Source organism: Longispora urticae, from assembly GCF_053902585.1.
Map to the genome: position 1 here is coordinate 280,801 of NZ_JAQZSH010000035.1, position 23,628 is coordinate 304,428.

Below are 23,628 nucleotides of genomic sequence, written 5' to 3' on the forward strand. Positions count from 1 at the left end.
ACCGGCCGCCGGGACCAAGCTGCGGCGTTCCTGCGGCAGAGTTTCTGCTACCGCTGGTATCCGCTTCGCTCCTACCAGCGGTAGTGCGCGAAGGCCTTGTTCGACTCGGCCATCTTGTGCGTGTCCTCGCGACGCTTCACCGCGGCACCGAGGCCGTTGCTGGCGTCGAGCAGCTCGTTCATGAGCCGCTCGGTCATCGTCTTCTCCCGACGGGCCCGGCTGTACTGAACCAGCCAACGCATGCCGAGGGTGACGGCACGCTGCGGGCGCACCTCGACCGGCACCTGGTAGGTCGCGCCACCAACACGGCGGCTGCGGACCTCGAGGGTCGGCTTGATGTTGTCCAGCGCGCGCTTCAGGATGACGACCGGGTCGGTGCCAGCCTTCTCCTTGGCGCCCTCGAGGGCACCGTAGACGAGGCGCTCAGCCAGGCCACGCTTGCCTTCCAGCAGGATCTTGTTGACCAGCTGGGTGACGATCGTGGAGTTGTAGACCGGGTCCGCAACGAGCGGCCGGCGCGGGGCGGGGCCCTTACGCGGCATTAGCTCTTCTCCTTCTTCGCGCCGTAGCGGCTGCGAGCCTGCTTACGGTTCCGGACACCCTGGGTGTCGAGCGAACCGCGAATGATCTTGTAACGGACACCGGGAAGGTCCTTCACACGACCACCACGCACGAGCACGATCGAGTGCTCCTGCAGGTTGTGGCCGACGCCCGGGATGTAGGCCGTTACCTCGATGCCGCTGGTGAGTCGCACACGAGCGACCTTCCGCAGGGCCGAGTTCGGCTTCTTGGGGGTGGTGGTGTACACGCGAGTGCACACGCCACGCCGCTGCGGGCTGCCCTTGAGCGCAGGCGTCTTCGTCTTGCTCGTCTTCGCCTGACGGCCCTTGCGGACCAGCTGCTGGATTGTTGGCACCGGGTCTCTCCGCTCCCTCCGGCCTCGGCGCCGCGCGCCGCGGCCGGGCCGTTCACTAGCTCTTAAAGCAAAGCTGTCAGATAGTGCATGCCTGTGCTGATGAAGCCTGAGCTTCGACCCCCGCGCTCGGGCGTGTCGCCGTCTGCGCTCCCCGATCGGATGGGGATCCGATCGGATCTGGGCTCGTGCACACGTGCGGGGTTAGCCGGCACGCACGCACGATGGCCTGGGGATGCCCAGGCACAAGGGGAAAGAGTACCCACTATGAGAACGTAGGTCAAAACGAGGAGTGCCGAGGCGTGCTCATCGTGGCCCGAGTCACCGTGGCGGATGCTCTATACCAGAGTACCTGGTCGGGTTGTAGACCCCGCGCCGGTACCCGTCAGGTGCTCAACACCACTGCCAGGAGGAGCGCCCCCACGCTGGAGATCAGCCCGACCCCGGCGCAGCACAGCCCCGCGACGGCGATCCCCTTGCCGGTGAGTTCCCCTCGGGCCCGCCGGATCTGGCGGAGCGCGGCCAACCCGAGCGCGAGCCCCGCGAGCCCCGCGGCAGCCCCCAGCACGGCGAACGCGCCGGCCACCTGGGCGCCCCAGCCGCCCTGGGCCCCGGTCACCCCGAAGCAGAGCACGGCGATGGAGACCAGCAGGGAGGCGATCCCGGCGACCAGCGACCCGAGGGCGACCCCGGACTGGATCGGGCGCACCGCGGGGTAGGCGAGATTGAAGTCACCGCCGGGGCCGGGGAGCACGGCGGCCATGGCGACACCAGGGCCCGGCTGGCGGGGTGGTGGCGGCGGGCGGTGCCACTGCGGCACCGGAGCGGGCCCGGTGGGCATCTGGGGCACCGGCGGGGCCGGTGGGGCCGGTGGGGCGGCGACCACGGGAGCCTGCTCCCGTGACACCTCCCACGGCGAGGGAGCCGCCCACGGTGTCGGCTCCGGCGGGGGTGGCGGTGTCTGCCCGTGGTCCTGCGTCATGCAGCCATCTTGACCTACGACTACGACGTGTGCGAGTCGAAGTCCTGTCCCGCACCGGTCGGCACGAGGTGCAGCAGGCCGATCACGACCGCGAGTACGAGCGCGGTGGCCGCGAGCGCGACGCCGACCCAGGCCAGGGCGGTGCCGATCCGGACAGCACGCCGTCCGGTGAGGAAACCGGCCGCGGCGTCGATATCCGCCGTCGCCTGGCGGGCCAGGAGCAGCGCGATCCACGCGGGGACCAGGCCCCCGACCATCGGACCCGTGACGAGCGCGACGATCCCGAGCACCAGGACGGCGCGCGCCTTGGTCGACGCCGTCGGGTCGGGGTCGGCGGGGTGCCGGAGCGGTTGGGTGAGCATCGGGTACGCCACACCCCCATCATGCACTCTGGCCGGGCCCCCGTAGGGACCCGGCCAGAGTTACAGCGGTACTTCTACCGGAACGAGCCCAGGTCGAAGTCGTCCAGCGGGACGGCCTGACCACTCGCCGGACCGAAGCCGTAGTCGACCTCGGTGTAGCCCGTCATGGAGTACACGCGGGCCTTGGCCTCCTCGGTCGGCTCCACCCGGATGTTGCGGTACTTGCTGATGCCAGTACCCGCCGGGATGAGCTTTCCGATGATCACGTTCTCCTTCAGGCCGATCAGGGAGTCCGACTTGGCGTTGATCGCCGCGTCGGTGAGCACCCGGGTCGTCTCCTGGAAGGAGGCGGCCGACAGCCACGAGTCCGTGGCCAGCGAGGCCTTGGTGATACCCATCAGGACCGGACGGCCGGAGGCGGGCTCGCCACCCTCGGCGACGAGGCGACGGTTCTCCGCCTCGAACTGCGCCCGGTCGACCACCGAACCCGGCAGGAACTCCGTGGAGCCCGAGTCGATGACCGTGACCCGCTTGAGCATCTGCCGAATGATGATCTCGATGTGCTTGTCGTGGATCTGCACACCCTGCGAGCGGTACACGTTCTGGACCTCGGCGGTCAGGTGGACCTGAACCGCGCGGGGACCCATGATGCGCAGCAGCTCGTGGGGGTCGATCGTGCCCTCGACCAGCTTCTCGCCGACCTCGACCCGACCACCCTCGTGCACCCGGAGCTTCGAGCGCTTGGAGAGCTTGTCGTGCACGATCTCCTCGCTGCCGTCGTCCGGCACGATGATGATCTTGCGCATCCGCTCGCCGTCCTCGATCCGGATCTTTCCGGGGGTCTCCGCGATCGGAGCCTTACCCTTCGGAACCCGGGCCTCGAAGATCTCCTGGACACGCGGCAGACCCTGCGTGATGTCGTCACCCGCCACACCACCGGTGTGGAAGGTACGCATCGTCAGCTGGGTACCGGGCTCACCGATCGACTGGGCGGCGATGATGCCGACCGCCTCGCCGATGTCCACGTTCTTACCCGTCGGCAGCGACCGGCCGTAGCAGGCCGCGCAGACGCCGAGCTTGGACTCGCAGGTGAGCACCGAGCGGAGCCGGAGCTCCTTGATCCCGGCGGCCACCAGCTGCTCGGTGAGCAGGGTGTTGAGGTCCGAACCGGCCGTGGCGATGACGTTGCCCTTGGCGTCCTTGACGTCGTCGCCCAGGGTGCGGGCGTGGACGCCGGACTCCGCGTGCTCGTCGACGACCAGCTTGCCGTCGAACTCCTTCGCGATGGCCATCCGGATCGCGCGGTCCGTGCCGCAGTCCTCCTCGCGGATGATGACGTCCTGCGAGACGTCCACCAGACGACGGGTCAGGTAACCCGAGTCGGCGGTACGCAGGGCCGTGTCCGCGAGGCCCTTACGGGCACCGTGGGTCGCGATGAAGTACTCCAGGACCGACAGGCCCTCGCGGAACGAGGACTTGATCGGACGCGGGATGATCTCGCCCTTGGGGTTGGCCACCAGACCACGGATCGCGGAGATCTGCCGGAGCTGGAGCATGTTTCCACGGGCACCCGAGTGGATCATGACCCACAGCGGGTTCTCCTGCGGAAGCGCCGTCTCCATCTCCTTGGCGACCTCGTTGGTCGCCTTGGTCCAGATCTCGATGAGCTCGCCGCGGCGCTCCTCACCGGTCATGAGACCACGGCTGTACTGCTTCTCGATCAGGTCGGCGTCCTTCTCGTACCGGCCGAGGATCTCCCACTTCTTGGGCGGCTGGACGACGTCCTCGATCGAGATCGTGACCCCGGACCAGGTCGCCCAGTGGAAGCCGTACTCCTTGAGCGCGTCCAGCGTCGCCGCCAGCTGCACCTTCGGGTACCGCTCCGCCAGGTCGTTGACGATCACCGAGAGCTGACCCTTGCGGATCTCGTAGTTCACGAACCGGTAGTCCACCGGCAGCGTCTCGTTGAACAGGACCCGGCCCAGCGTCGTGGTGACGATGAGCGGCGAACCCGGCTCCCAGCCCTCGGGGGCCTCCCACGGGGCGTCGAACGCGCCGTTGTCGACCTCGGTGAGGCCGTCGAGGCGGATCTTGACCGGCTGCTGCAGGTGCAGCTCGCCCGCGTCGAACGCCATCCGGGCCTCGGCGTCGTTCGAGAACACCCGGGGGTCCGGCTGCGCCTTCGGCGACACGTGGCTCAGGTGGTACAGCCCGATGATCATGTCCTGGGTGGGCATGGTGACCGGCTTGCCGTCCGACGGCTTGAGGATGTTGTTGCTCGAGAGCATCAGCACCCGCGCCTCGGCCTGGGCCTCGGCGGACAGCGGCACGTGGACCGCCATCTGGTCACCGTCGAAGTCGGCGTTGAACGCCGTACACACGAGCGGGTGGATCTGGATCGCCTTGCCCTCGACCAGCTGCGGCTCGAAGGCCTGGATGCCCAGACGGTGCAGGGTGGGCGCGCGGTTCAGCAGGACCGGGTGCTCGGTGATGACCTCTTCGAGGACGTCCCACACGACCGGGCGCTGACGCTCGACCATCCGCTTGGCCGACTTGATGTTCTGGGCGTGGTTGAGGTCGACCAGCCGCTTCATCACGAACGGCTTGAACAGCTCCAACGCCATCTGCTTCGGCAGGCCGCACTGGTGCAGCTTGAGCCGCGGGCCGACGACGATGACGGAACGACCGGAGTAGTCCACGCGCTTGCCGAGCAGGTTCTGACGGAACCGGCCCTGCTTGCCCTTCAGCATGTCGCTGAGGGACTTCAGCGGCCGGTTACCCGGACCCGTGACCGGACGACCACGACGGCCGTTGTCGAACAGCGCGTCGACGGCCTCCTGGAGCATCCGCTTCTCGTTGTTCACGATGATCTCGGGGGCACCGAGGTCGATCAGACGCTTGAGGCGGTTGTTCCGGTTGATCACGCGCCGGTACAGGTCGTTCAGGTCGGACGTCGCGAACCGGCCACCGTCGAGCTGCACCATCGGGCGCAGGTCCGGCGGGATGACCGGGACGCAGTCCAGCACCATGCCGAGCGGCGAGTTGCCGGTGCTCAGGAACGCGGCGACGACCTTCAGGCGCTTGAGGGCACGGATCTTGCGCTGGCCCTTGCCCGAACGGATGGTCTCCCGCAGCAGCTCGGCCTCTTCGTTCAGGTCGAGGTTCTGCAGGAGGGCCTTGATCGCCTCGGCACCCATGCCGCCGGTGAAGTAGTCCTCGAACCGGTCGCGGAGCTCGCGGTAGAGCATCTCGTCCGGGACGAGCTGCTTCGGCTCGAGCTTGCGGAAGGTGTCGAGCACCTCGTCGAGGCGGTCGATCTCCCGCTGGATCCGGTCCCGGATCTGGCGCATCTCGCGCTCGCCGGCTTCCTTCACCTTGCGGCGGACGTCAGCCTTCGCGCCCTCGGCCTCCAGCTCGCCCAGGTCGGCCTCGAGCTTCTTGGCCCGGCCGTCGACGTCGACGTCCCGGCGGTTCTCCAGCTGGCGCTTCTCCGCGAGGATCTCGTTCTCGATCGTCTGCAGGTCGCGGTGCCGGGCCTCGGTGTCGACACTGGTGACGACGTACGAGGCGAAGTAGATGATCTTTTCCAGGTCCTTCGGCGCGAGGTCCAGCAGGTAACCCAGCCGGCTCGGCACGCCCTTGAAGTACCAGATGTGGGTCACCGAGGCGGCGAGCTCGATGTGGCCCATGCGTTCACGGCGGACCTTCGCCCGGGTCACCTCGACGCCGCAGCGCTCACAGATGATGCCCTTGAAACGAACCCGCTTGTACTTGCCGCAGTAGCACTCCCAGTCCCGGGTCGGACCGAAGATCTTCTCGCAGAAGAGTCCGTCCTTCTCAGGCTTCAGGGTGCGGTAGTTGATGGTCTCGGGCTTCTTGACCTCGCCGTGCGACCACTGACGGATGTCGTCAGCCGTAGCCAGACCGATCCGCAGCTCATCGAAGTAGTTCACATCGAGCACTTCGTCTACGTCCTTACTCAGTTACTCGGGCAGTCAGTGTCTGTCGGAGGTGTGGCCGGCCCCTCACGGGGCCGGCCGCGACTTCAGACCTCTTCGACGCTGCTCGGCTCACGCCGCGACAGGTCGATCCCCAGCTCCTCGGCAGCGCGGAAGACCTCGTCGTCCTGGTCCCGCATTTCCAGGGGCACGCCGTCCGACGAGAGGACCTCGACGTTCAGGCAGAGCGACTGGAGCTCCTTGAGCAGCACCTTGAAGGACTCCGGGATACCCGGCTCGGGGATGTTCTCCCCCTTGACGATGGCCTCGTAGACCTTCACGCGGCCGAGCACGTCGTCCGACTTGATGGTGAGCAGTTCCTGCAGGGCGTAGGCGGCGCCGTACGCCTGCATGGCCCAGCACTCCATCTCACCGAAGCGCTGACCACCGAACTGGGCCTTACCACCGAGCGGCTGCTGCGTGATCATCGAGTAGGGACCCGTCGACCGCGCGTGGATCTTGTCATCCACCAGGTGGTTCAGCTTGAGGATGTAGACGTAGCCGACCGCGATCGGGTGCGGCAACGGCTCGCCGGAGCGGCCGTCGAACAGCTTCGCCTTACCGTTGCCCTCGACGAGCTGCTGCCCGTCACGGGTGCGGATCGTGGACGCGAGAAGACCGGTGATCTCCTCCTCGCGGGCACCGTCGAACACCGGGGTTCCGACCCGGGTGTTCGGCCCGGACTCGTCCGCACCGATCGCCCGAAGGGCCTTCTTCCACTCGGCGTCCTCGCCCTCGACCTTCCAGCCCGTCTTGGCCACCCAGCCGAGGTGCATCTCGAGCACCTGGCCGATGTTCATACGGCCCGGAACACCGAGCGGGTTGAGCACGATGTCGACCGGCGTGCCGTCCTGGAGGAACGGCATGTCCTCGACCGGGAGGATCTTGGAGATGACACCCTTGTTGCCGTGGCGTCCGGCGAGCTTGTCGCCGTCCTGGATCTTCCGCTTCTGGGCCACGTAGACGCGGACCAGCTCGTTGACGCCCGGGGGCAGCTCGTCGCCGTCGTCGCGGCTGAACGTGCGGACCCCGATGACCGTGCCGGTCTCGCCGTGCGGAACCTTCAGCGACGTGTCCCGCACCTCGCGGGCCTTCTCGCCGAAGATGGCGCGCAGCAGGCGCTCCTCCGGGGTCAGCTCGGTCTCACCCTTGGGCGTGACCTTGCCGACCAGGATGTCGCCGGGGACGACCTCGGCACCGATCCGGATGATGCCGCGCTCGTCGAGGTCGGCGAGCATCTCCTCGCTGACATTCGGGATGTCGCGGGTGATCTCCTCCGGCCCCAACTTGGTGTCGCGGGCGTCGACCTCGTGCTCCTCGATGTGGATCGAGGTGAGCACGTCCTCCTGCACGAGGCGCTGCGACAGGATGATCGCGTCCTCGTAGTTGTGACCCTCCCACGGCATGAACGCCACGAGCAGGTTCTTGCCGAGCGCCATCTCGCCCTGGTCCGTACACGGACCGTCGGCGATGACCTGGCCGGCCTCGACACGGGAGCCCTCGATGACGACCGGCTTCTGGTTCACGCAGGAACCGGAGTTCGACCGACGGAACTTGTGCAGCAGGTACGTACGGCGGTGGCCGTCGTCCTGGTGCACCGTCACGTAGTCGGCACAGACGTCCTCTACGACACCGGCGACCTCGGCGACGACCACGTCACCGGCGTCGACCGCTGCCCGGTACTCCATACCCGTACCGACCAGAGGAGCGTCGCTCTTGATCAGCGGCACGGCCTGACGCTGCATGTTCGCACCCATGAGGGCACGGTTGGCGTCGTCGTGCTCGAGGAACGGGATCATGGCGGTCGCGACCGACGTCATCTGACGCGGCGAGACATCCATGTAGTCGACGGCCTTCGGGGTGACGAAGTCGACCTCGCCGCCCTTCCGACGCACCAGGACGCGGTCCTCGAGGAACGTGCCGTCGGCGCGCAGCGGGGCGTTCGCCTGCGCGATGACGTGCCGGTCCTCTTCGTCCGCGGTCAGGTAGTCGACCTGTTCGGTGACCCGACCGGAGTCGTCGACCTTGCGGTACGGCGTCTCGATGAAGCCGAACGGGTTGACCCGCGCGAACGTCGAGAGAGCGCCGATCAGGCCGATGTTCGGGCCTTCCGGGGTCTCGATCGGGCACATCCGGCCGTAGTGGGACGGGTGCACGTCACGGACCTCGAAGCCGGCCCGCTCACGGGACAGACCACCCGGGCCCAGCGCGCTGAGGCGCCGGCGGTGGGTCAGACCCGCCAGGGGGTTGTTCTGGTCCATGAACTGGGACAACTGGGACGTCCCGAAGAACTCCTTGATCGCCGCCACGACGGGACGGATGTTGATCAGGGTCTGCGGGGTGATCGCCTCGACGTCCTGCGTGGTCATCCGCTCACGGACGACGCGCTCCATCCGGCTCAGGCCGACGCGCACCTGGTTCTGGATGAGCTCGCCCACCGTGCGCAGCCGCCGGTTGCCGAAGTGGTCGATGTCGTCGGACTCGTAGCCCTCCTCACCGGCGTGCAGCCGGCAGAGGTACTCGATCGTCGACACGACGTCCTCGTCGGTCAGAACGCCCGTGGTGATCGGGGCGTCCACAGCCAGCTTCTTGTTGACCTTGTACCGGCCGACCTTCGCGAGGTCGTACCGCTTCGGGTTGAAGAAGAGGTTGTCGAGGAGGTTCTGGGCGTTCTCCCGCGTCGGCGGCTCGCCGGGACGCAACTTCCGGTAGATGTCCAGCAACGCCTCGTCCTGCGTGGCGATGTGGTCCTTCTCCAGGGTGGTCATCATGAGCTCGGACCAGGAGAAACGCTCCCGGATCTGCTCATCCGACCAGCCGATGGCCTTCAGAAGGACGGTCACAGCCTGCCGACGCTTGCGGTCGATACGCACACCGACCGTCTCGCGCTTGTCGATGTCGAACTCGAGCCAGGCCCCCCGGCTCGGGATGACCTTGACGCTCGACAGGTCGCGGTCAGACGTCTTGTCAGGCTCTTTGGTGTAGTAGACACCCGGAGACCGGACGAGCTGGGAGACGACGACACGCTCGGTGCCATTGATGATGAAAGTGCCCTTCGGCGTCATCATCGGGAAGTCACCCATGAACACCGTCTGGCTCTTGATCTCGCCGGTGCCGTGGTTAGTGAACTCTGCGGTTACGAAGAGAGGAGCGCAGTACGTCAGGTCCTTCTCCTTGCACTCTTCGATCGAGGCCTTGACCTCGTCGAAGCGCGGTGCGGAGAAAGACAGGGACATCGTGCCGGAGAAGTCCTCGATCGGACTGATCTCTTCGAGGATCTCCTCGAGGCCGGCGCGGGCGATCTGCTCGTCCGCGTTCCGGAACTGCCACGCTTCGTTCCCGACGAGCCAGTCGAACGACTCGGTCTGGATAGCGAGGAGGTTCGGGACCTCGAGGTTTTCTTTGATCCTGCCGAATGAGACCCGGCGCGGGGCGTATGCGCTAGTCGTGAAACTGGTCTTCGCAGGGCGGGAAGCTGCCAAGATGCGTCCTTCCGAGGACCTGTACTGCAACGGCCGTTTTACGCGCACCCTGAAAGACCAGACCGAAAATGGCCGAGAACGGACATTATAGACTGGGCCGGTGTCAGAAGGCAGCGCAAACTAGCAGTGTAGCCGAAAGGCGCACGGCTGTCCAGGCGGGTGCCAGGTCTGCCTCTACGCGGCGCGGCAGCCCCCGGTCATAGCGCCGGTGTGGGCCCCACCCGCGGAGGCTCCGGTGACTGGCAGCGGCCCTCTGGGTGCAGCGGTGTTACTGGAAACAGCCTGCCGGAGCCGACCCCCTCCGTCAAGGGGCACACGCTCTAACGCGGCCGCCACGCCGAACGGTTCTGGCGGCGACCCGTTCCGACGCAGGTCAGAGGCTTGTCGCTCCAGGACACAGACGGGATAACGACGCGGGGGTGACCACTCAGAAGAGTGGTCACCCCCGCGGTGAAACGTGAAACTACTTCAGCGTGACCGAACCGCCGGCAGCCTCGAGCTGAGCCTTGGCCTTCTCGGCGGCGTCCTTGGCGACGTTCTCCAGGATGTTGGCCGGGGCACCCTCGACCAGGTCCTTGGCCTCCTTGAGACCGAGGTTGGTGAGCGCGCGCACCTCCTTGATGACCTGGATCTTCTTCTCGCCGGCGCTGTCGAGGACGACGGTGAACTCGTCCTTCTCCTCGACGACCTCGGCAGCGGCACCGGGGCCGGCCGGGCCCGCGATGGCGACCGGGGCGGCGGCGGTGACGTCGAACTTGTCCTCGAACGCCTTCACGAACTCGGAGAGCTCGATAAGGGTCATGTTCTCGAACTGGCCGAGCAGCTCGTCCTGGGTGAGCTTCGCCATGGTAGGCGTCCTTTCGTGTAACGGGTACGTCGGTGGATGTACAGGACAGAAGTCCTGGGGTTAGGCCTCGGCGCTCGCCTCGTCGGCCGGCGCCTCGGCGCCAGCGGCCGGCGCCTCGGCACCGGCGGCCTTCTTGTCCTGCAGTGCAGCAGCCGTACGCGCCATCTTCGACAGCGGAGCCTGGAACACGGCGGCAGCCTTGCTCAGGTTCGCCTTCATGGCACCGGCCAGCTTGGCCAGCAGCACCTCGCGCGACTCGAGATCGGCGAGCTTCTGGACCTCAGCGGCCGAGATGGCCTTGCCCTCGAAGACGCCGCCCTTGATCACGAGGAGCGGGTGGGCCTTCGCGAAGTCGCGGAGCCCCTTCGCTGCCTCGACAGCGTCGCCGCCGACGAATGCGAGCGCGGTAGGACCGGTGAACAGCTCGTCGAGCCCCTCGAGGCCCGCCTCCACCGCAGCACGCTTCGCCAGCGTGTTCTTGGCGACGGCGTACGTGGTCTCACGTCCGAGCGACCGCCGCAGCTGAGTCAGCTGGGAGACCTTGAGGCCCCGGTACTCGGTCAGAACAGTCGCCGAAGAGTTCCGGAACTTGTCCGCGAGCTCTGCGACGCCATCGGCCTTGTCGGCCCGGACCGGCTTGTCCGCCATGTCCCTCCTCTCTCGTTACTCCGACCACATGGCCGTCCGCGGTAACGAGAAAACGCCCCGGCGCAGGGCGCACGGAGCGTTGGACGCGAAAGGTTCCGCGTCGATCGGCTATCCGTCATCCTGCGCGGGCCGTCCGCTCAATGCGGAACCTTCAACCACACCATTTTCAGGTACGGTGACCAGCGGTCTCTGGGTGAACTTCGACCACAGTACGCGGCCGGGAGCCGTTCCGCCAAATCGGGGCACCGTGATCTGCGCCCTCCAGAACACGGTCGCCATCAGCGCCAACCCGGCGAGCACCGCCCCGACGAGCAGCCACGGCGCGATGTCCGCCCGCTCCTGGGACGGCCCGGCGGTCAGCGCCTGCGGCCGTACGGTCTCGCCGGAGACGGTCGGCAGCGGGTACCGGTCGACCCGGGGCACCTCCGCGACGACGGCGGCCATGGCGTCCACGGCCCCGAAGCCGTACTGCAGGTCGCGACCCTTGGGGCCCTTGTCCTGTGCCGTGCGGATCAGGCGGTTCACGACATCGGCGGCGGACATGTCCGGATAGCGCGCCCGGATCAGCGCCACCACCCCCGAGACCAGCGCCGTCGCCCCGGACGTACCGGAGGCGGACGTGTAGCCCGTGCGGGTCTCGAACGGCAGCAGCTCGCCCGGGGCGGCCACCACGACCTCCGGCCCGGTCTGCGAACCCGCCCAGATCTCCCCGTGCCGGTTCAGCGCGCTCACCGCGACAACCCCGGGGAACGCGGCCGGTTCGGACACCTGGGGGCCGTCCTGGCCCTGCTGGATGTTCCCGGCGGCGGCGACGATCACCACGTCGTGGTCCAGCGCGTACTGCACCAGGCGGCGCTTCCACTCCGCGTCCGGGGTCGGCGGGCCGCCGAGCGACATGCTGATCACCTTGGCGCCGTGGTCTACGGCCCACACGACCGCCCGGTACACGTTCTCGGTGCTGAACGCGCCGTCCGCCTGCCGGGTGATCTTCACCGGGAGGATCTTGGCCTCGGGGGCCGCCCCGAGCAGCCGGTCGTCGTCCCCGCCCTTGCCCGCGATCAGGCTGGCCATGCCGGTGCCGTGGCCGTCCTCGTCGTTGCGGCCGTCACCGGTCGTCCCCGCGTTCGTGATCTCCGTACCGTGCAGCACCTGGCCGCTCAGCGCCGGGCCGTCGGGGTCCACCCCGGTGTCGATGACCGCGACCGTCGTACCCGCGCCGCGGATCACGGACTGGGCCGCGGGGATGTTCATCGCGCCCAGGTACCACGAGCGCTCGCGCAGGTTCGGCGGCTGGTCGGGGCCGGCCTGCGCGGGGGTCGCCACCAGCCCGCCGCCGACGGTGAGAATGGCCGCGAGAGCGACGTGCCGGCACACGAACGCCCTTGCCCGCACAGCCACCTGCCACCCTCCCCGTACACACGAGTCCCAACGCGCGCCGATGCCGCAGCACAACGCATGTCGGGCAGCGTGCCACAGTCCTCATCGGAAGGGAACCCCTTCCCAGGAGTTAAACAGGGACAAACGCCGACAGGGCACCCCCTCGCGGGAGTGCCCTGTCGGGAAGAGGATTGCCTAGCCCTCGACGGGGGCGTCCTCGTGCAGGTTGCGGTAGCGGTTCGGGTCGACCTGGATGCCCGGGCCCATCGTCGTGGCGACGGTGACCTTCTTCAGGTACTTGCCCTTGGCCGAGGACGGCTTCGCCCGCAGCACCTCTTCGAGCGCGGCGGCGTAGTTGTCGATGAGCTTGGACTCGTCGAACGACGCCTTGCCGATGATGAGGTGCAGGTTCGAGTGCTTGTCCACCCGGAAGGTGATCTTTCCACCCTTGATCTCGGTGATCGCCTTGGTGACGTCCATGGTCACCGTGCCGGTCTTCGGGTTCGGCATGAGGCCGCGCGGGCCCAGAATCCGCGCGATCTTACCGATCTTGGCCATCTGGTCCGGCGTCGCGATCGCGGCGTCGAAGTCCAGCCAACCACCCTGGATCCGGGCGACCAGCTCCTCGGAGCCGACCTCGTCAGCACCGGCGGCGACGGCCTCTTCGGCCTTCGCGCCGGACGCGAACACGATCACGCGGGCGGTCTTACCGGTGCCGTGCGGCAGGTTGACCACGCCACGGACCATCTGGTCCGCCTTGCGGGGGTCGACGCCGATCCGCATCGAGATCTCGACGGTCTCGTCGAACTTGGCGCCACTGGTGGCCTTGGCGAGCTTGATCGCCTCGGACGGGCTGTAGATCTTGTCCCGGTCGATCTGCTCAGCGGCCTTGCGGTAGTTCTTTCCGAACGACATAGCTCTGTACTCCTGTGGTGTCTGGCGGGCCATCGGGGGCCCTCCCACGGTTGACGCTGACGGACTGCCGACTAGTCGGAGACCGTGATGCCCATCTGACGGGCGGTACCGGCGATGATCTTCTCGGCGGCGTCGAGGTCGTTGGCGTTCAGGTCGGGCATCTTCTTCTCAGCGATGTCCCGCACCTGGGCGCGCGTCAGGTTGGCGACCTTGGTCTTCTGCGGCTCACCGGAGCCCTTGGCCACACCGGCGGCCTTGAGGATCAGGCGCGCGGCCGGCGGCGTCTTGAGGATGAACGAGAACGTCCGGTCCTCGTACACGCTGATCTCGGCCGGCACGATGTCGCCGCGCTGGGCCTCGCTCTGCGCGTTGTACGCCTTGCAGAACTCCATGATGTTCACGCCGTGCTGACCCAGGGCCGGGCCGACCGGCGGAGCCGGGGTGGCCTGACCTGCGGGGAGCTGCAGCGTGAAGGTCGTGACGAGCTTCTTCTTCTTCGGAGGCATGTCTTACTTCCTGGGCTTGTGGATAACCCCCACGCAATCCGCGGGGACATCAACGGTAGCTGATCGACTCTCGGTCAGATCTTCGCGACCTGGTTGAAGTTCAACTCAACCGGGGTCTCACGACCGAAGATGGACACGAGGACCTTCAGCTTCTGCTGGTCCGGGTTGATCTCGGAGATCGTCGCCGGCATGGACGAGAACGCCCCGTCGGTGACCGTGACCGAATCGCCCACCTCAAAGTCGAGGACCTTGATCTCGGGCTTCTTCTTCTTCTCCGTGACCGCCGGGGCGAGCCACTTGAGGACCTCGTTCAGCGAGAGCGGCGCCGGGCGGTCTGCCCGGTCCGTCGCGCCGACGAAGCCCGTCACCCCGGGGGTGTTCCGGACGCAGGAGTAGGACTCCGGCGTCAGCTCCATCCGGACCAGGATGTAGCCGGGGAACACCTTCGACATCACCTGCTGGCGCTTGCCGTTCTTGACCTCGACCTCTTCACGGGTCGGGACCTCGACCTGGAAGATGAACTCCTCCATGTCGAGGGACACGATGCGGGTCTCGAGGTTGGTCTTGACCTTGTTCTCGTACCCGGCGTAGGAGTGCACGACGTACCAGTCGCCCGGAGCGAACCGGAGCGCCTCGCGCAGTTCCTTGACCGGGTCGAAGTCCTCGTCGTCCGGCGAGGCGACGAGCGGCTGCTCGTTGTCCTCGCCGGCGACGGCGACAGGAGCCTCGACCGTGTCCTTGTTCTCGACGGCACCGGCGTCTTCGACGTCGGTCGACTCCTCGATCGTCGCCGCGACAGCGCCGTTCTCGGTCTCGTCGTACTCAGGCACGCTGGCTCTCTTCCCCTGCTCGTCTAACTACTTTTTACCGTCGGCGAAGACCCACAGCACGCCCTTGGCGAATGCCCAGTCCAGGGAGGCGACGATGGTCAGCATCACCGCGACGAACACCACGACGACCGTGGTGTAGGTCAGGAGTTCCTTGCGCGTCGGCCAGATGACCTTGCGCAGCTCGCTGACGACCTCGCGGATGAACCGCCCGAGCCGGCTGAGCGGGTTGCCCCGCTTCTCGGTGGACTTCTCGGTCTTTACTTTATCGGATGACTTCTCAGCCTTGTCCGACTTGTCCTCTGCGGGCTTGGCGTCAGAAGCGTCGTCGGTTACAACGAGATCATCAGTCTCGTTGATCTCACCGTCGACGGCGTCGTTGTCGCGCCGCTTGCTCTCGGCCATTTGCCCTCTCCGTTGCACTCTCCACGCCGACCCAGAGGGCCAGCGTCGCCATAGCTCCAGCTAACACGTACTTCCGTCAACCCAGCCACAGGCAACACCGGACAGTGCTCGGCGCAGGGGCGACAGGACTCGAACCTGCAACCTGCGGTTTTGGAGACCGCTGCGCTGCCAATTGCGCCACACCCCTTTGCGAACCCCGGAGGTTCCGCGCAAGGGACAAGCGGTTCCCGCCCAGTATGCACTTGTTAGGCATGCTGGAGCAGGGGCCACTCACCCCTAGGTCGACCAGTGTACGGGTACGGCGGCGATTCTCCCAACTCGGGCTCCCCGGGCGCCAGAGCCGAGACCGAACCGATGCGCGGGTGGCCCTCAGAGCCGGAGCCCGCTACCGTGCCTTCGCATGGACGACTTCGGCGACTCACCCTGGCTCGAACGGGCCTTCAGGGAACACGCCGACCGACTCTACGCATACTGCCTCTCCCTGGGCCTCAACAGCGCGGGAGCCGCCGACGCGGTGCACGACGCATTCATCATCGCCACTGAAAAGGCCCCTGAGCTGGCCGATCGGGACCACACCCGGGCATGGCTGTACGCCCTCGTGCGCCGCGAGTGCCGCGACCAGAACCGGCCCGCGGGCCCCGCTCCGGCGGGCGGTCCGGCGGCCGAGACGATCGATCTCGGGTCCGTGGTGCACACGGCGGAGACCACCGCGGCCGTCGCCGCCGCCGCGAACAGCCTCCGGATCGCCGACCGCGAACTCGTGGAACTGTCCGCCCGGCACGACCTGGGCCCCGAGGAGATCGCGCTCGTCACCGGGCTGTCCGCCGCGGCGGTCACCACCCGGCTCGGCAAGGCCATGGACCGGATCGCGCGACAGGGCGCCCCCGCACTGATCACCCGGTACGCGGCGCTGCCGTTTCCCAAGGTGACCGGGCAGTTGTGGCCCCGGTTGCGGAAGACCCGGGAGACCACGCTCCCCGCGCTGCTCACCGAGGTGGCCCGCAGGGTCGGCCCGCTCGACGCCGCCGGTTTCCCCCGCCAGCCCGACCAGCGCAACGGTCCCCGGCCGGGCCGGTGGGCGCTCCTCGGTACGGGGGTCGCGGCCTCCGTGCTGGTCGGCGCGGGGGTGGTGTTCGCCCAGCAGGAGACGGGGACGCCCGAGGGGCGCCGGCAGACCATCGAGGCGCCCCCGATGCCGCTCCCGTCCGGTGAGCACCGGGCGGAGGGGGCTCTCGCGGCCTCCCCGACGCCGAGCCGGCGCAGTCCGAGCGCGAGCCCCAGCAGTACCCCCCGACCGAGCGCGACCAGTGCCAAGCCGACAGTGGCCCCGACCACCGCGGGGCCCTCGGCCTCGCAGACGACCTTCGTCGGCCCCAAGGTGACCGCCAGCATCACGAACCCGCGGTGCCAGGGCGGTTGGCAGAGCTTCGGCGTGACCGCGACCGTCACGGGCGGCACGCCGAGCAAGGTCCGGCTGATCCTGCACGACAGCTCCGGCAACTTCGCCGAGGACATGTCCTCCAGTGCCGGGAAGTGGAGCACGACGAGCTGGGGATACATCCCGACGGACTGGTACGTGGAGGCGACGCTGCCCGGCAACCGCGTGGTGCGGACCGCCGGGCAGACTCTCGACGTGTGTTAGCGGGTCCGCAGGGTCGCCCGCGCGGCGCCCAGGACCTTCTCGCCCTCCGCGACGACGGACAGGTCGACGGTCACCAGGTCGCCGTCGACCTTCTTCACGACGGCCGACACCCCGAGCTCCGCGCCGTTCTCGTCATCGGGTACCGGCACCGGCCGGGTGAACTTCGCGGTGTACGCCACCAGCGCGCCCGGGTCGCCCACCCAGTCGGTGACCGCGCGGGCCGCCAGGGCCATGGTGAGCATGCCGTGCGCGATGACGCTGGGCAGTCCGACCTCGGCGGCCACCCGGTCGCTCCAGTGGATCGGGTTGAAGTCCCCCGACGCGCCGGCGTACCGGACCAGGTCCGCGCGGGTCACCCGGAACACGCGCTCCGGCAGTTGCGTACCGACCTCGTACATCACGCCTCCTCGCGAACCACGAGCGTCGACCACACGGCCACGACCAGCTCGCCGGAGCCGTCCGTCACGTCCGTGCGGGTGGTCAGGATGTCGTTCCCGGCGACGGTGCGGATGCCCTCGACGACCACGACGCAGACGAGGGTGTCCCCCGCGACCACGGGGCGGCTGTACTCGAACTTCTGCTCGCGGTGCAGCACGTTGCGCAGCTCGACGCCGAGCGCGGCGAGGGCGACCCCGCTCGCGTCCAGGGTGAGCAGGATCGGGAAGGTCGGCGGCGCGATCACGTCCGGGTGGCCGAGCTTGCGGGCCACGTCGGGGTCGCGGTAGGCCGGGTTGGGGTCGCCGATCGCCTCGGCGAACTCCCGGATCTTCTCCCGTCCCACCTCGTACGGGGCGGTCGGCGGGTACGTCCGACCAATCTGTGTCTGGTCCAAGGGCATGGGTATGGATCCTAGTGACACACACGAAGAAGGCGCCGCCCGTGTCGGGCGACGCCTTCCTGAAGTCTTGCAGACGGTGACTAGCGCGTCTCGCGGTGGGCGGTGTGCTTGCCGCAGCGCGGGCAGAACTTGTTCATCTCGAGCCGGTCGGGGTCGTTCCGCCGGTTCTTCTTCGTGATGTAGTTCCGCTCCTTGCACTCCACGCACGCCAGCGTGATCTTCGGCCGTACGTCAGTCGCTTTACCCACGGGAGTGCCTTTCCTAGCTCTGGGGGTCTGTCGATCTGACAGCCTACCTGCGTCTACGCGAACATGGTAATCGGGCGCACTGTGGCGCCCGCCGCAGTAGCGGTGGCCGGACTTGAACCGGCGACACAACGATTATGAGCCGTTTGCTCTACCATCTGAGCTACACCGCCAAAGCCGGCCAGCCAGGACAAACCTGGCCTCCCGCTGATGCCTGCTGGGACGAACCAGCAAACGAGAGCCCCTTTACGGAATCGAACCGTAGACCTTCTCCTTACCATGGAGACGCTCTGCCGACTGAGCTAAAGGGGCGTGCACTCCGTGAGGCGCGCAGGGGTAACCATACACAGCCGTAGTCCAGGGCGCAAAACGGGGTCAGGGGACGGCCCTGAGGCGCCGTACGGAGCCTCCGACGCCCACTTCCTCGGTCACAGTCTGTGCGGCGAACCAGGTCTCCAGGCGCTCGTACGGCAGGGCGCGGCTGAAGAAGAATCCCTGGCCGATGTCGCAGCCCATCTCCTCCAGCAGGGCCAGCGTGAGCTCGCTCTCGACACCCTCCGCGACGACGCTCAGCCCGAAGTGCCGGCTCAGGTCCACCACGGCCCGGACGATCGCCAGGTCCCCCGGATCGGTCGCCATGCCCTGGACGAACATCCGGTCGACCTTCACCTCGTGCACCGGCAGCCGGCGGAGGTAGGAGAGAGAGGAGTAGCCGGTGCCGAAGTCGTCCACCGACAACCGGACACCCAGGTCGTGCAGGCGGTGCAGGGTCGGCATCGGGCGGTCCGGGCCGGCGACCATGCCGTCCTCGGTGATCTCCAGCGTGAGCCGCTCGGCCGGCACCCCGTACTCCGCGAGCAGTTCGCCGACCTGGCTCGGGAAGTCCGGGTCGACCAGGGTGCGGGGCGAGAGGTTCACGGCGACGCTCAGCGGGCGGCCCTCGTCGGCCCACTCCCGGCAGCGGCGCAGCCCCTCGCGGAGCACCACCTCGGTGAGCCGACCCAGCTGACCGGTGTGCTCGGCGACCGCGATGAAGTCCTGCGGGCTCACCGAGCCGTGCACCGGGTGCTCCCAGCGGGACAGGCACTCCACGCCCACCAGGCGGCGGTCGGAGAGGGCGACCTTCGGCTGGAAGTACACCTCGAGTTCCCCCGCGTCCAGCGCGCGCCTCAGGTCGCCGGCGAGGCCGATCCGCCGGGTCGAACCGGACTCCAGAGCCAGGTGGAACTGCTGGATGTGCGAGTTGGTCTGCTTCGCGGCGTGCACGGCCAGATCCGCGCGGCGCAGCAGCACCTCGGGTTCGCTGCCGTGTTCCGGGTGCAGGGCCAGGCCGACCGCGGTGTCCACGTCCAGGTTCAGGGTGCCGAGCCGCATCGGCTCCTGCAGCGCGGCCCGGAGCTTGCCGGCCAGTTCGACGGCCTCGGCGGCGCTCTCCGCCCGCAATGTGACGGCGAACTTGTCGCCGCCGACCCGGGCGACCAGCGCGGCCGGGGGCGCCAGGTCCCGCAGGCGCTGGGAGACCTCGGCGAGGAGCTTGTCGCCGGCCTGGTGGCCCATCGACTCGTTGACGTCGCGCATGCCGTCCACATCGAACAGCAGCACGGCGACCACGTCCGGGGCGCTGACCTTGACGGCCTCCTCCAGCATCGCGGTCATCCGGCGGCGGTTCGGCAGGCCGGTGAGGCTGTCGTGGTAGGCGTCGAAACGGAGCCGGTCGACGAGGCGGGAGTTCTCGACGGCCACGGCGACGTGCGCGGCGAGCGTCTCCAGCAGCCGGACCTCGTGCGGCTCGAAGGTCAGCATCTCGCCGATCCGGTTGACGACCTCGAGGGTGCCGATCACGGCGGTACCCGAGCGCAGCGGAACGACGATCACGTCTTTCTTGTTGTACTCGGCGAGTTGCGCCCGCAGCGCCGGATCCCCGACCTTGGAGCCGATCACGAGCGTCGTGTCCGAGCTGACGGCCTTGTTCCGCAGCGCGTTCGGGGTGACCGGGCGGTCGCCGAGCCCCTTGTCGTCGATCCGCGCGGTGAGCAGGACCTCGGGATGCCGACGGCTACCGGGGAGCCACAGCGTCGCGTACTCGGAGCTGAGCAATTTGCGGGCACGGACCAGAAGAACGTCCGCGAGATTGCCGGCCTCACGGGCCTGGGCGGCGGCCTGGGTGAAGTCGTAGAGCTCGGTGAGGCTGCGGTGCTGCTGGAGAAAACGTTGGTACGCCCGGTATCCGGCGCCGACGAGGACCGCGAGAATCGCCAGGCAGACGATTGCCCAGTTCGATGTGCGCAGCGCGAACAGCGCCAGGAGGCCCAGAATCGAATTGACGAGGCAGACGGTGGCGCTCTGCCAGCCACTGCGGGCGAATTGCCGGGTGCCCATCCAGCCTTGGACGGTGGTCATGATGGCCGCGATGGCCACCAGCGTGACCAGGTTCCCCAGCTCCGTGGACAGGATCAACAGCAGCCAGGTACTGGGCTTGTCCATGATGCCCAGACCGACGGGCAGGGCGAGGAAGGGCAGCAGGACGAGAACCGACACCGCCGTGCTGGCCCCTCGCACCGCGACGTTGTACATCGCCTTGATCGGTGTCAGCCGCACGAAGTGCACGAGCGCGGCTGCCGAGATCCGCAGAATGATGACCCAACCCGGTTGGAGGTAGACCAGGGCCAACAGCAGCGGGATTTCGACAGCCGTATATGCGTAAGTGTGTTGCCGGAGCTCAACCTGTAGTAGCGTGCGCTCCGCGATCAAAAACAATACGAAAAATATCCCGACAATCACAGGGTTGGCCTGATAGTCGGACTTCGCCACCACGGGGGCGATTAGTGCTGCGGCACACAAAGTGATAGCCACGGTCGCCATCCAGGCCCTAGCCTGAGCGCCGATAGCCTTCTTCATGTCCACACGGGGCATATGCCGACTTGCCCTAATGCTGCTTTATGGCGTGGACCTCGATGTGATCCATCAGGTCCAGATGATGTCGGCTTCGGTGGTCGCAGTTGCCACCACGACCTCGTGGGCACCCTGACTGGGGGTGTCGACTGCGGCCACACCCAGGACTGCAATGCCGGCGCAGACCGCGCCGAGCAGGATCGCGGCGAGCCTTCGCCGGACCTTGAAAGTGTTCATCACTAGCACCTCGAGACCGGCCTATGGACAGGTAGTTGCGGTCCATCCTGCCACACCCTTGAGCGGACACGGAAGTACGAAACGGCGTGATCACACAGCCGAACGGTCAGAGGCAAGTAAGTAGCGATCAGGCTACGCCACTCTGCGCAGTTGCGGGAGATCATTGCCCGTTTTATCCAGAAAAACTAGCAAGCGATACCCTGCAGAACGTTGTCAACTACGCGTTCTGCCAGGTCATCCGTGCCCACATTTGGGGCATTGCCAATCAAAGTCATGAACATGGGCCCCGACAACAGTATGAGCGCGAGCTCGACATCGATATCAGAACGTAATTCACCGGTGACTATGCCACGGCGGAGTACGTCGCGGATCACATCCCGGCGGTGGTCCATGAACTTGATGAACTGGGTCCGGAGCGGCCCCTGGCGCTGCAACTCGGGAATCAGGCACGGCATGATCCGGCCCGCCCGGCTGTCCCGGGCCTCCCACGACTGCTGCATGAGCGCGACGAGATCATCGCGCACGCTCTCGCCGGGCGGCACGTCCAACGGCTGCTTGAGGGTCGCGATCGCGTCGAGGATCAGGGCTTCCTTGTGCGGCCAGCGCCGGTACACCGTGGCCTTGCCGACCCCGGCCCGGGAGGCGACCGCTTCCATGGACAACGCCTCGACCGTGGTGCCCTCCGCGAGGAACTCCAGCACCGCGTCGATGATCGCTTCATCCGCGCGGGCACTCCGGGGCCGCCCTGGCGGCCTCGGAGTGCTCTGCGTAGTCGTCTCAGACATCGTGCGTCAGATTAGCGGACATCGACAAGCTGCGGTTCTTCCGCCTTGGCCGGCACCGGAGCCGGCTTCCCGGGCAGCCAGCGCAGTACGGCCAGGGCGCCCAGGAGGGCCACGCTCGCGGCGATCGCGGCCACCCAGTGCATCGCGTGCACGAAGGACTCGTTGGCCGACGGGATCAGCGAGTTGCCGGCCGGCCCGATCTTGGCCGCGACCGCGTACGTCGCCGCGATCGACTCCGATGCCACGTGGCGGACGTTCTCCGGAAAGGCGACGAGGTGGCTCGCCATCTGGTCCCGGTACACCTGGGAGAGGAGCGAACCGAGGACCGCGACGCCCAGCGCGCCGCCGACCTGACGGATCGTGTTGTTCACCGCCGAGCCGACGCCGGCCTTCTCCCGCGGCAGGGACGCCATCACGGCCTCCGTGGTCGGCGGGATGACGTTGGCCATGCCGGCACCCTGGATGAAGAACACGGTGCACAGCACCCAGATCGGGGTGTTCTCGTCGATGACGAACACGAACGCGCTCAGCGCGACGGCCACCAGCGCCATGCCGACCGCGCACACCGCCTTCGCCCCGAACTTCTTCACCAGGCCGGCGCTCTGCGGAGCGAAGATCAGCTGCGCGCCGGCGAACGGCAGGAACAGCAGGCCGGTCTGCAGCGGGCTGTAGCCGCGCACCATCTGCAGGTAGAACGCGCCGAAGAACATGACGCCCATCGCCGCGAAGAACGCGAGGCCGACCGCCGCGACGGCCGCCGAGAAGCGCGGGTCGCGGAACAGCTTGACGTCGAGGGCCGGGTGGTCGATGCGCCGCTCGTAGAGGACGAAGGCCGCCAGGATCACGACGCCCGCCGCGATCGAGCCCCACACCTCCAGCTGGCCCCAGTCGCCCGAGTCGCCGCCGGTGATGATGCCGTACACGAAGAGGGTCAGGCCGACGATCGAGAGCAGTACCCCCGCGACGTCGATCTTTCCGGGTTTCGGGTCTCTCGACTCCGGGACCAGGAGCAGCACCGCGGCGACGCCGACGATGATGATCGGCACGTTGATCAGGAAGACCGAACCCCACCAGAAGTGCTCCAGCAGGGCGCCGCCGACGACCGGGCCGATCGCCACGGCCAGGCCGACGGAACCCGCCCAGACGCCGATCGCCTTCGCCCGCTCCCGGGGGTCGAACACGTTCGAGATGATCGAGAGGGTGGCCGGCATGATGGCCGCGCCGCCGAGACCCATCAGGGCGCGCGCCGCGATCAGCTGGCCGGGGTCCTGCGCGTAGGCCGAGGCCAGCGAGGCGATGCCGAAGACGATCAGGCCGGCGACGAGCATCCGCTTCCGGCCGACGCGGTCACCGAGGACGCCGAAGGTGAAGAGCAGACCCGCAAACACGAGGGTGTACGAGTTGATCGCCCACTCCAGCTGGCTCTGGCTCGCGCCGAGTCCGGCCTTCGGGTCGGCGATGGTCTTCATCGCCACGTTGAGGATGGTGTTGTCGAGAACGACGACTAGCAGGCTGACGACCAGCACGCCGAGGATCTTCCAGCGCTGCGGGTGGCCGGTCGGGGGTGCGTCCACGTGCACTCCAAATTTAGATACGAGACTGTTCCGTAACCCTATGCTCGGTCTTTACGATACGGAACCGTTCTGTATCGCGGGTCACATTTCCACTGCTCAATCAACTGTTCGGGGTGGGAGGGGGATGCGGGGCGGGCCACACCAACGCCCCGC

General features: G+C 67.6%; 21 protein-coding genes and 3 tRNA genes. 1 reads left to right on the top strand and 23 read right to left on the bottom strand.

The window, feature by feature from the left end:
• Positions 1 to 71 precede the first annotated feature (71 nt).
• The 14 genes from rpsG to PT931_RS23975 form a co-directional block, all read right to left on the bottom strand.
• Complete coding sequence (gene rpsG / locus PT931_RS23910; protein ID WP_197006656.1) at positions 72 to 542, bottom strand: 30S ribosomal protein S7; 471 nt, start codon at positions 540 to 542, stop codon at positions 72 to 74.
• Positions 542 to 916, bottom strand: coding sequence for a 30S ribosomal protein S12 (rpsL, locus tag PT931_RS23915; protein ID WP_197006655.1), 375 nt, complete (start codon positions 914 to 916; stop codon positions 542 to 544). Before rpsL ends, rpsG begins: the two co-directional genes overlap by 1 nt.
• A gap of 382 nt (positions 917 to 1,298) precedes the next feature.
• The gene (locus PT931_RS23920) at positions 1,299 to 1,676 is read right to left on the bottom strand and encodes a hypothetical protein (protein WP_456247949.1); all 378 of its coding nucleotides are present in this window, start codon (positions 1,674 to 1,676) and stop codon (positions 1,299 to 1,301) included.
• A 239-nt stretch (positions 1,677 to 1,915) separates the two neighbouring features.
• Complete coding sequence (locus PT931_RS23925) at positions 1,916 to 2,269, bottom strand: hypothetical protein (RefSeq protein ID WP_456247950.1); 354 nt, start codon at positions 2,267 to 2,269, stop codon at positions 1,916 to 1,918.
• 62 nt (positions 2,270 to 2,331) lie between these two features.
• Complete coding sequence (locus tag PT931_RS23930) at positions 2,332 to 6,219, bottom strand: DNA-directed RNA polymerase subunit beta' (RefSeq protein ID WP_363729484.1); 3,888 nt, start codon at positions 6,217 to 6,219, stop codon at positions 2,332 to 2,334.
• Positions 6,220 to 6,302: 83 nt separating this feature from the next.
• A complete protein-coding gene (gene rpoB, locus PT931_RS23935) occupies positions 6,303 to 9,737 on the bottom strand; it encodes a DNA-directed RNA polymerase subunit beta (protein WP_363729487.1) in 3,435 nt (1,144 codons plus the stop codon).
• Positions 9,738 to 10,200: 463 nt separating this feature from the next.
• Positions 10,201 to 10,584 carry a 50S ribosomal protein L7/L12 gene (rplL, locus tag PT931_RS23940; RefSeq protein ID WP_456247951.1) on the bottom strand — a complete coding sequence of 128 codons (384 nt, stop codon included), beginning with the start codon at positions 10,582 to 10,584 and terminating at the stop codon, positions 10,201 to 10,203.
• Positions 10,585 to 10,644: 60 nt separating this feature from the next.
• On the bottom strand, positions 10,645 to 11,232 hold the full coding sequence (gene rplJ, locus PT931_RS23945; RefSeq protein ID WP_456247952.1) for a 50S ribosomal protein L10: 588 nt from the start codon (positions 11,230 to 11,232) through the stop codon (positions 10,645 to 10,647).
• Between the two features lie 108 nt (positions 11,233 to 11,340).
• Positions 11,341 to 12,630: a S8 family serine peptidase gene (locus PT931_RS23950; RefSeq protein WP_456247953.1), complete on the bottom strand. Its 1,290-nt coding sequence runs from the start codon at positions 12,628 to 12,630 to the stop codon at positions 11,341 to 11,343.
• 174 nt (positions 12,631 to 12,804) lie between these two features.
• Positions 12,805 to 13,524 carry a 50S ribosomal protein L1 gene (gene rplA / locus PT931_RS23955; protein ID WP_456247954.1) on the bottom strand — a complete coding sequence of 240 codons (720 nt, stop codon included), beginning with the start codon at positions 13,522 to 13,524 and terminating at the stop codon, positions 12,805 to 12,807.
• A gap of 71 nt (positions 13,525 to 13,595) precedes the next feature.
• Entirely contained in the window at positions 13,596 to 14,030 is a 435-nt protein-coding gene (gene rplK, locus PT931_RS23960; protein ID WP_197006647.1) for a 50S ribosomal protein L11, read from the bottom strand.
• A 74-nt stretch (positions 14,031 to 14,104) separates the two neighbouring features.
• Positions 14,105 to 14,860, bottom strand: a complete 756-nt coding sequence (nusG, locus tag PT931_RS23965; protein ID WP_456247955.1) for a transcription termination/antitermination protein NusG — start codon at positions 14,858 to 14,860, stop codon at positions 14,105 to 14,107.
• 27 nt (positions 14,861 to 14,887) lie between these two features.
• Positions 14,888 to 15,262, bottom strand: a complete 375-nt coding sequence (gene secE / locus PT931_RS23970) for a preprotein translocase subunit SecE (protein WP_456247956.1) — start codon at positions 15,260 to 15,262, stop codon at positions 14,888 to 14,890.
• A 114-nt stretch (positions 15,263 to 15,376) separates the two neighbouring features.
• Positions 15,377 to 15,449, bottom strand: a tRNA-Trp gene (locus tag PT931_RS23975).
• A gap of 213 nt (positions 15,450 to 15,662) precedes the next feature.
• On the opposite strand from PT931_RS23975, the gene PT931_RS23980 reads away from it, so the two are divergent.
• Positions 15,663 to 16,904 (top strand): RNA polymerase sigma factor, encoded by a 1,242-nt coding sequence (locus tag PT931_RS23980; RefSeq protein WP_456247957.1) that lies wholly within the window; start codon positions 15,663 to 15,665, stop codon positions 16,902 to 16,904.
• Here the strand turns inward: PT931_RS23980 and PT931_RS23985 are convergent.
• From PT931_RS23985 to PT931_RS24025, 9 genes are all read right to left on the bottom strand, one after another.
• The gene (locus PT931_RS23985) at positions 16,901 to 17,302 is read right to left on the bottom strand and encodes a MaoC/PaaZ C-terminal domain-containing protein (protein ID WP_363729503.1); all 402 of its coding nucleotides are present in this window, start codon (positions 17,300 to 17,302) and stop codon (positions 16,901 to 16,903) included. The genes PT931_RS23980 and PT931_RS23985 overlap by 4 nt on opposite strands.
• Complete coding sequence (locus PT931_RS23990) at positions 17,302 to 17,742, bottom strand: FAS1-like dehydratase domain-containing protein (protein ID WP_456247958.1); 441 nt, start codon at positions 17,740 to 17,742, stop codon at positions 17,302 to 17,304. Before PT931_RS23990 ends, PT931_RS23985 begins: the two co-directional genes overlap by 1 nt.
• An 80-nt stretch (positions 17,743 to 17,822) precedes the next feature.
• Positions 17,823 to 17,990, bottom strand: coding sequence for a 50S ribosomal protein L33 (gene rpmG, locus PT931_RS23995; RefSeq protein ID WP_197006641.1), 168 nt, complete (start codon positions 17,988 to 17,990; stop codon positions 17,823 to 17,825).
• A gap of 97 nt (positions 17,991 to 18,087) precedes the next feature.
• A tRNA-Met gene (locus PT931_RS24000) sits at positions 18,088 to 18,160 on the bottom strand.
• Between the two features lie 66 nt (positions 18,161 to 18,226).
• A tRNA-Thr gene (locus PT931_RS24005) sits at positions 18,227 to 18,299 on the bottom strand.
• Between the two features lie 63 nt (positions 18,300 to 18,362).
• A complete protein-coding gene (locus PT931_RS24010) occupies positions 18,363 to 20,885 on the bottom strand; it encodes a putative bifunctional diguanylate cyclase/phosphodiesterase (RefSeq protein WP_456248198.1) in 2,523 nt (840 codons plus the stop codon).
• Between the two features lie 66 nt (positions 20,886 to 20,951).
• Complete coding sequence (locus PT931_RS24015; protein ID WP_456247959.1) at positions 20,952 to 21,116, bottom strand: hypothetical protein; 165 nt, start codon at positions 21,114 to 21,116, stop codon at positions 20,952 to 20,954.
• Positions 21,117 to 21,301: 185 nt separating this feature from the next.
• Positions 21,302 to 21,817: a TetR/AcrR family transcriptional regulator gene (locus PT931_RS24020; RefSeq protein ID WP_456247960.1), complete on the bottom strand. Its 516-nt coding sequence runs from the start codon at positions 21,815 to 21,817 to the stop codon at positions 21,302 to 21,304.
• Positions 21,818 to 21,912: 95 nt separating this feature from the next.
• Positions 21,913 to 23,475, bottom strand: coding sequence for an MFS transporter (locus tag PT931_RS24025; protein WP_456247961.1), 1,563 nt, complete (start codon positions 23,473 to 23,475; stop codon positions 21,913 to 21,915).
• Positions 23,476 to 23,628 lie beyond the last annotated feature (153 nt).

What these genes read in the sequence shown, in the direction of transcription:
- rpsG (WP_197006656.1), bottom strand. Translation starts at nt 542, where the DNA reads ATGCCGCGTAAGGGCCCCGCCCCGCGCCGGCCGCTCGTTGCGGACCCG.
- PT931_RS23920 (WP_456247949.1), bottom strand. Translation starts at nt 1,676, where the DNA reads ATGGCCGCCGTGCTCCCCGGCCCCGGCGGTGACTTCAATCTCGCCTAC.
- rplL (WP_456247951.1), bottom strand. Translation starts at nt 10,584, where the DNA reads ATGGCGAAGCTCACCCAGGACGAGCTGCTCGGCCAGTTCGAGAACATG.
- rplJ (WP_456247952.1), bottom strand. Translation starts at nt 11,232, where the DNA reads ATGGCGGACAAGCCGGTCCGGGCCGACAAGGCCGATGGCGTCGCAGAG.
- rplA (WP_456247954.1), bottom strand. Translation starts at nt 13,524, where the DNA reads ATGTCGTTCGGAAAGAACTACCGCAAGGCCGCTGAGCAGATCGACCGG.
- rplK (WP_197006647.1), bottom strand. Translation starts at nt 14,030, where the DNA reads ATGCCTCCGAAGAAGAAGAAGCTCGTCACGACCTTCACGCTGCAGCTC.
- secE (WP_456247956.1), bottom strand. Translation starts at nt 15,262, where the DNA reads ATGGCCGAGAGCAAGCGGCGCGACAACGACGCCGTCGACGGTGAGATC.
- PT931_RS23980 (WP_456247957.1), top strand. Translation starts at nt 15,663, where the DNA reads ATGGACGACTTCGGCGACTCACCCTGGCTCGAACGGGCCTTCAGGGAA.
- PT931_RS23985 (WP_363729503.1), bottom strand. Translation starts at nt 17,302, where the DNA reads ATGTACGAGGTCGGTACGCAACTGCCGGAGCGCGTGTTCCGGGTGACC.
- PT931_RS23990 (WP_456247958.1), bottom strand. Translation starts at nt 17,742, where the DNA reads ATGCCCTTGGACCAGACACAGATTGGTCGGACGTACCCGCCGACCGCC.
- PT931_RS24010 (WP_456248198.1), bottom strand. Translation starts at nt 20,885, where the DNA reads ATGAAGAAGGCTATCGGCGCTCAGGCTAGGGCCTGGATGGCGACCGTG.
- PT931_RS24015 (WP_456247959.1), bottom strand. Translation starts at nt 21,116, where the DNA reads ATGAACACTTTCAAGGTCCGGCGAAGGCTCGCCGCGATCCTGCTCGGC.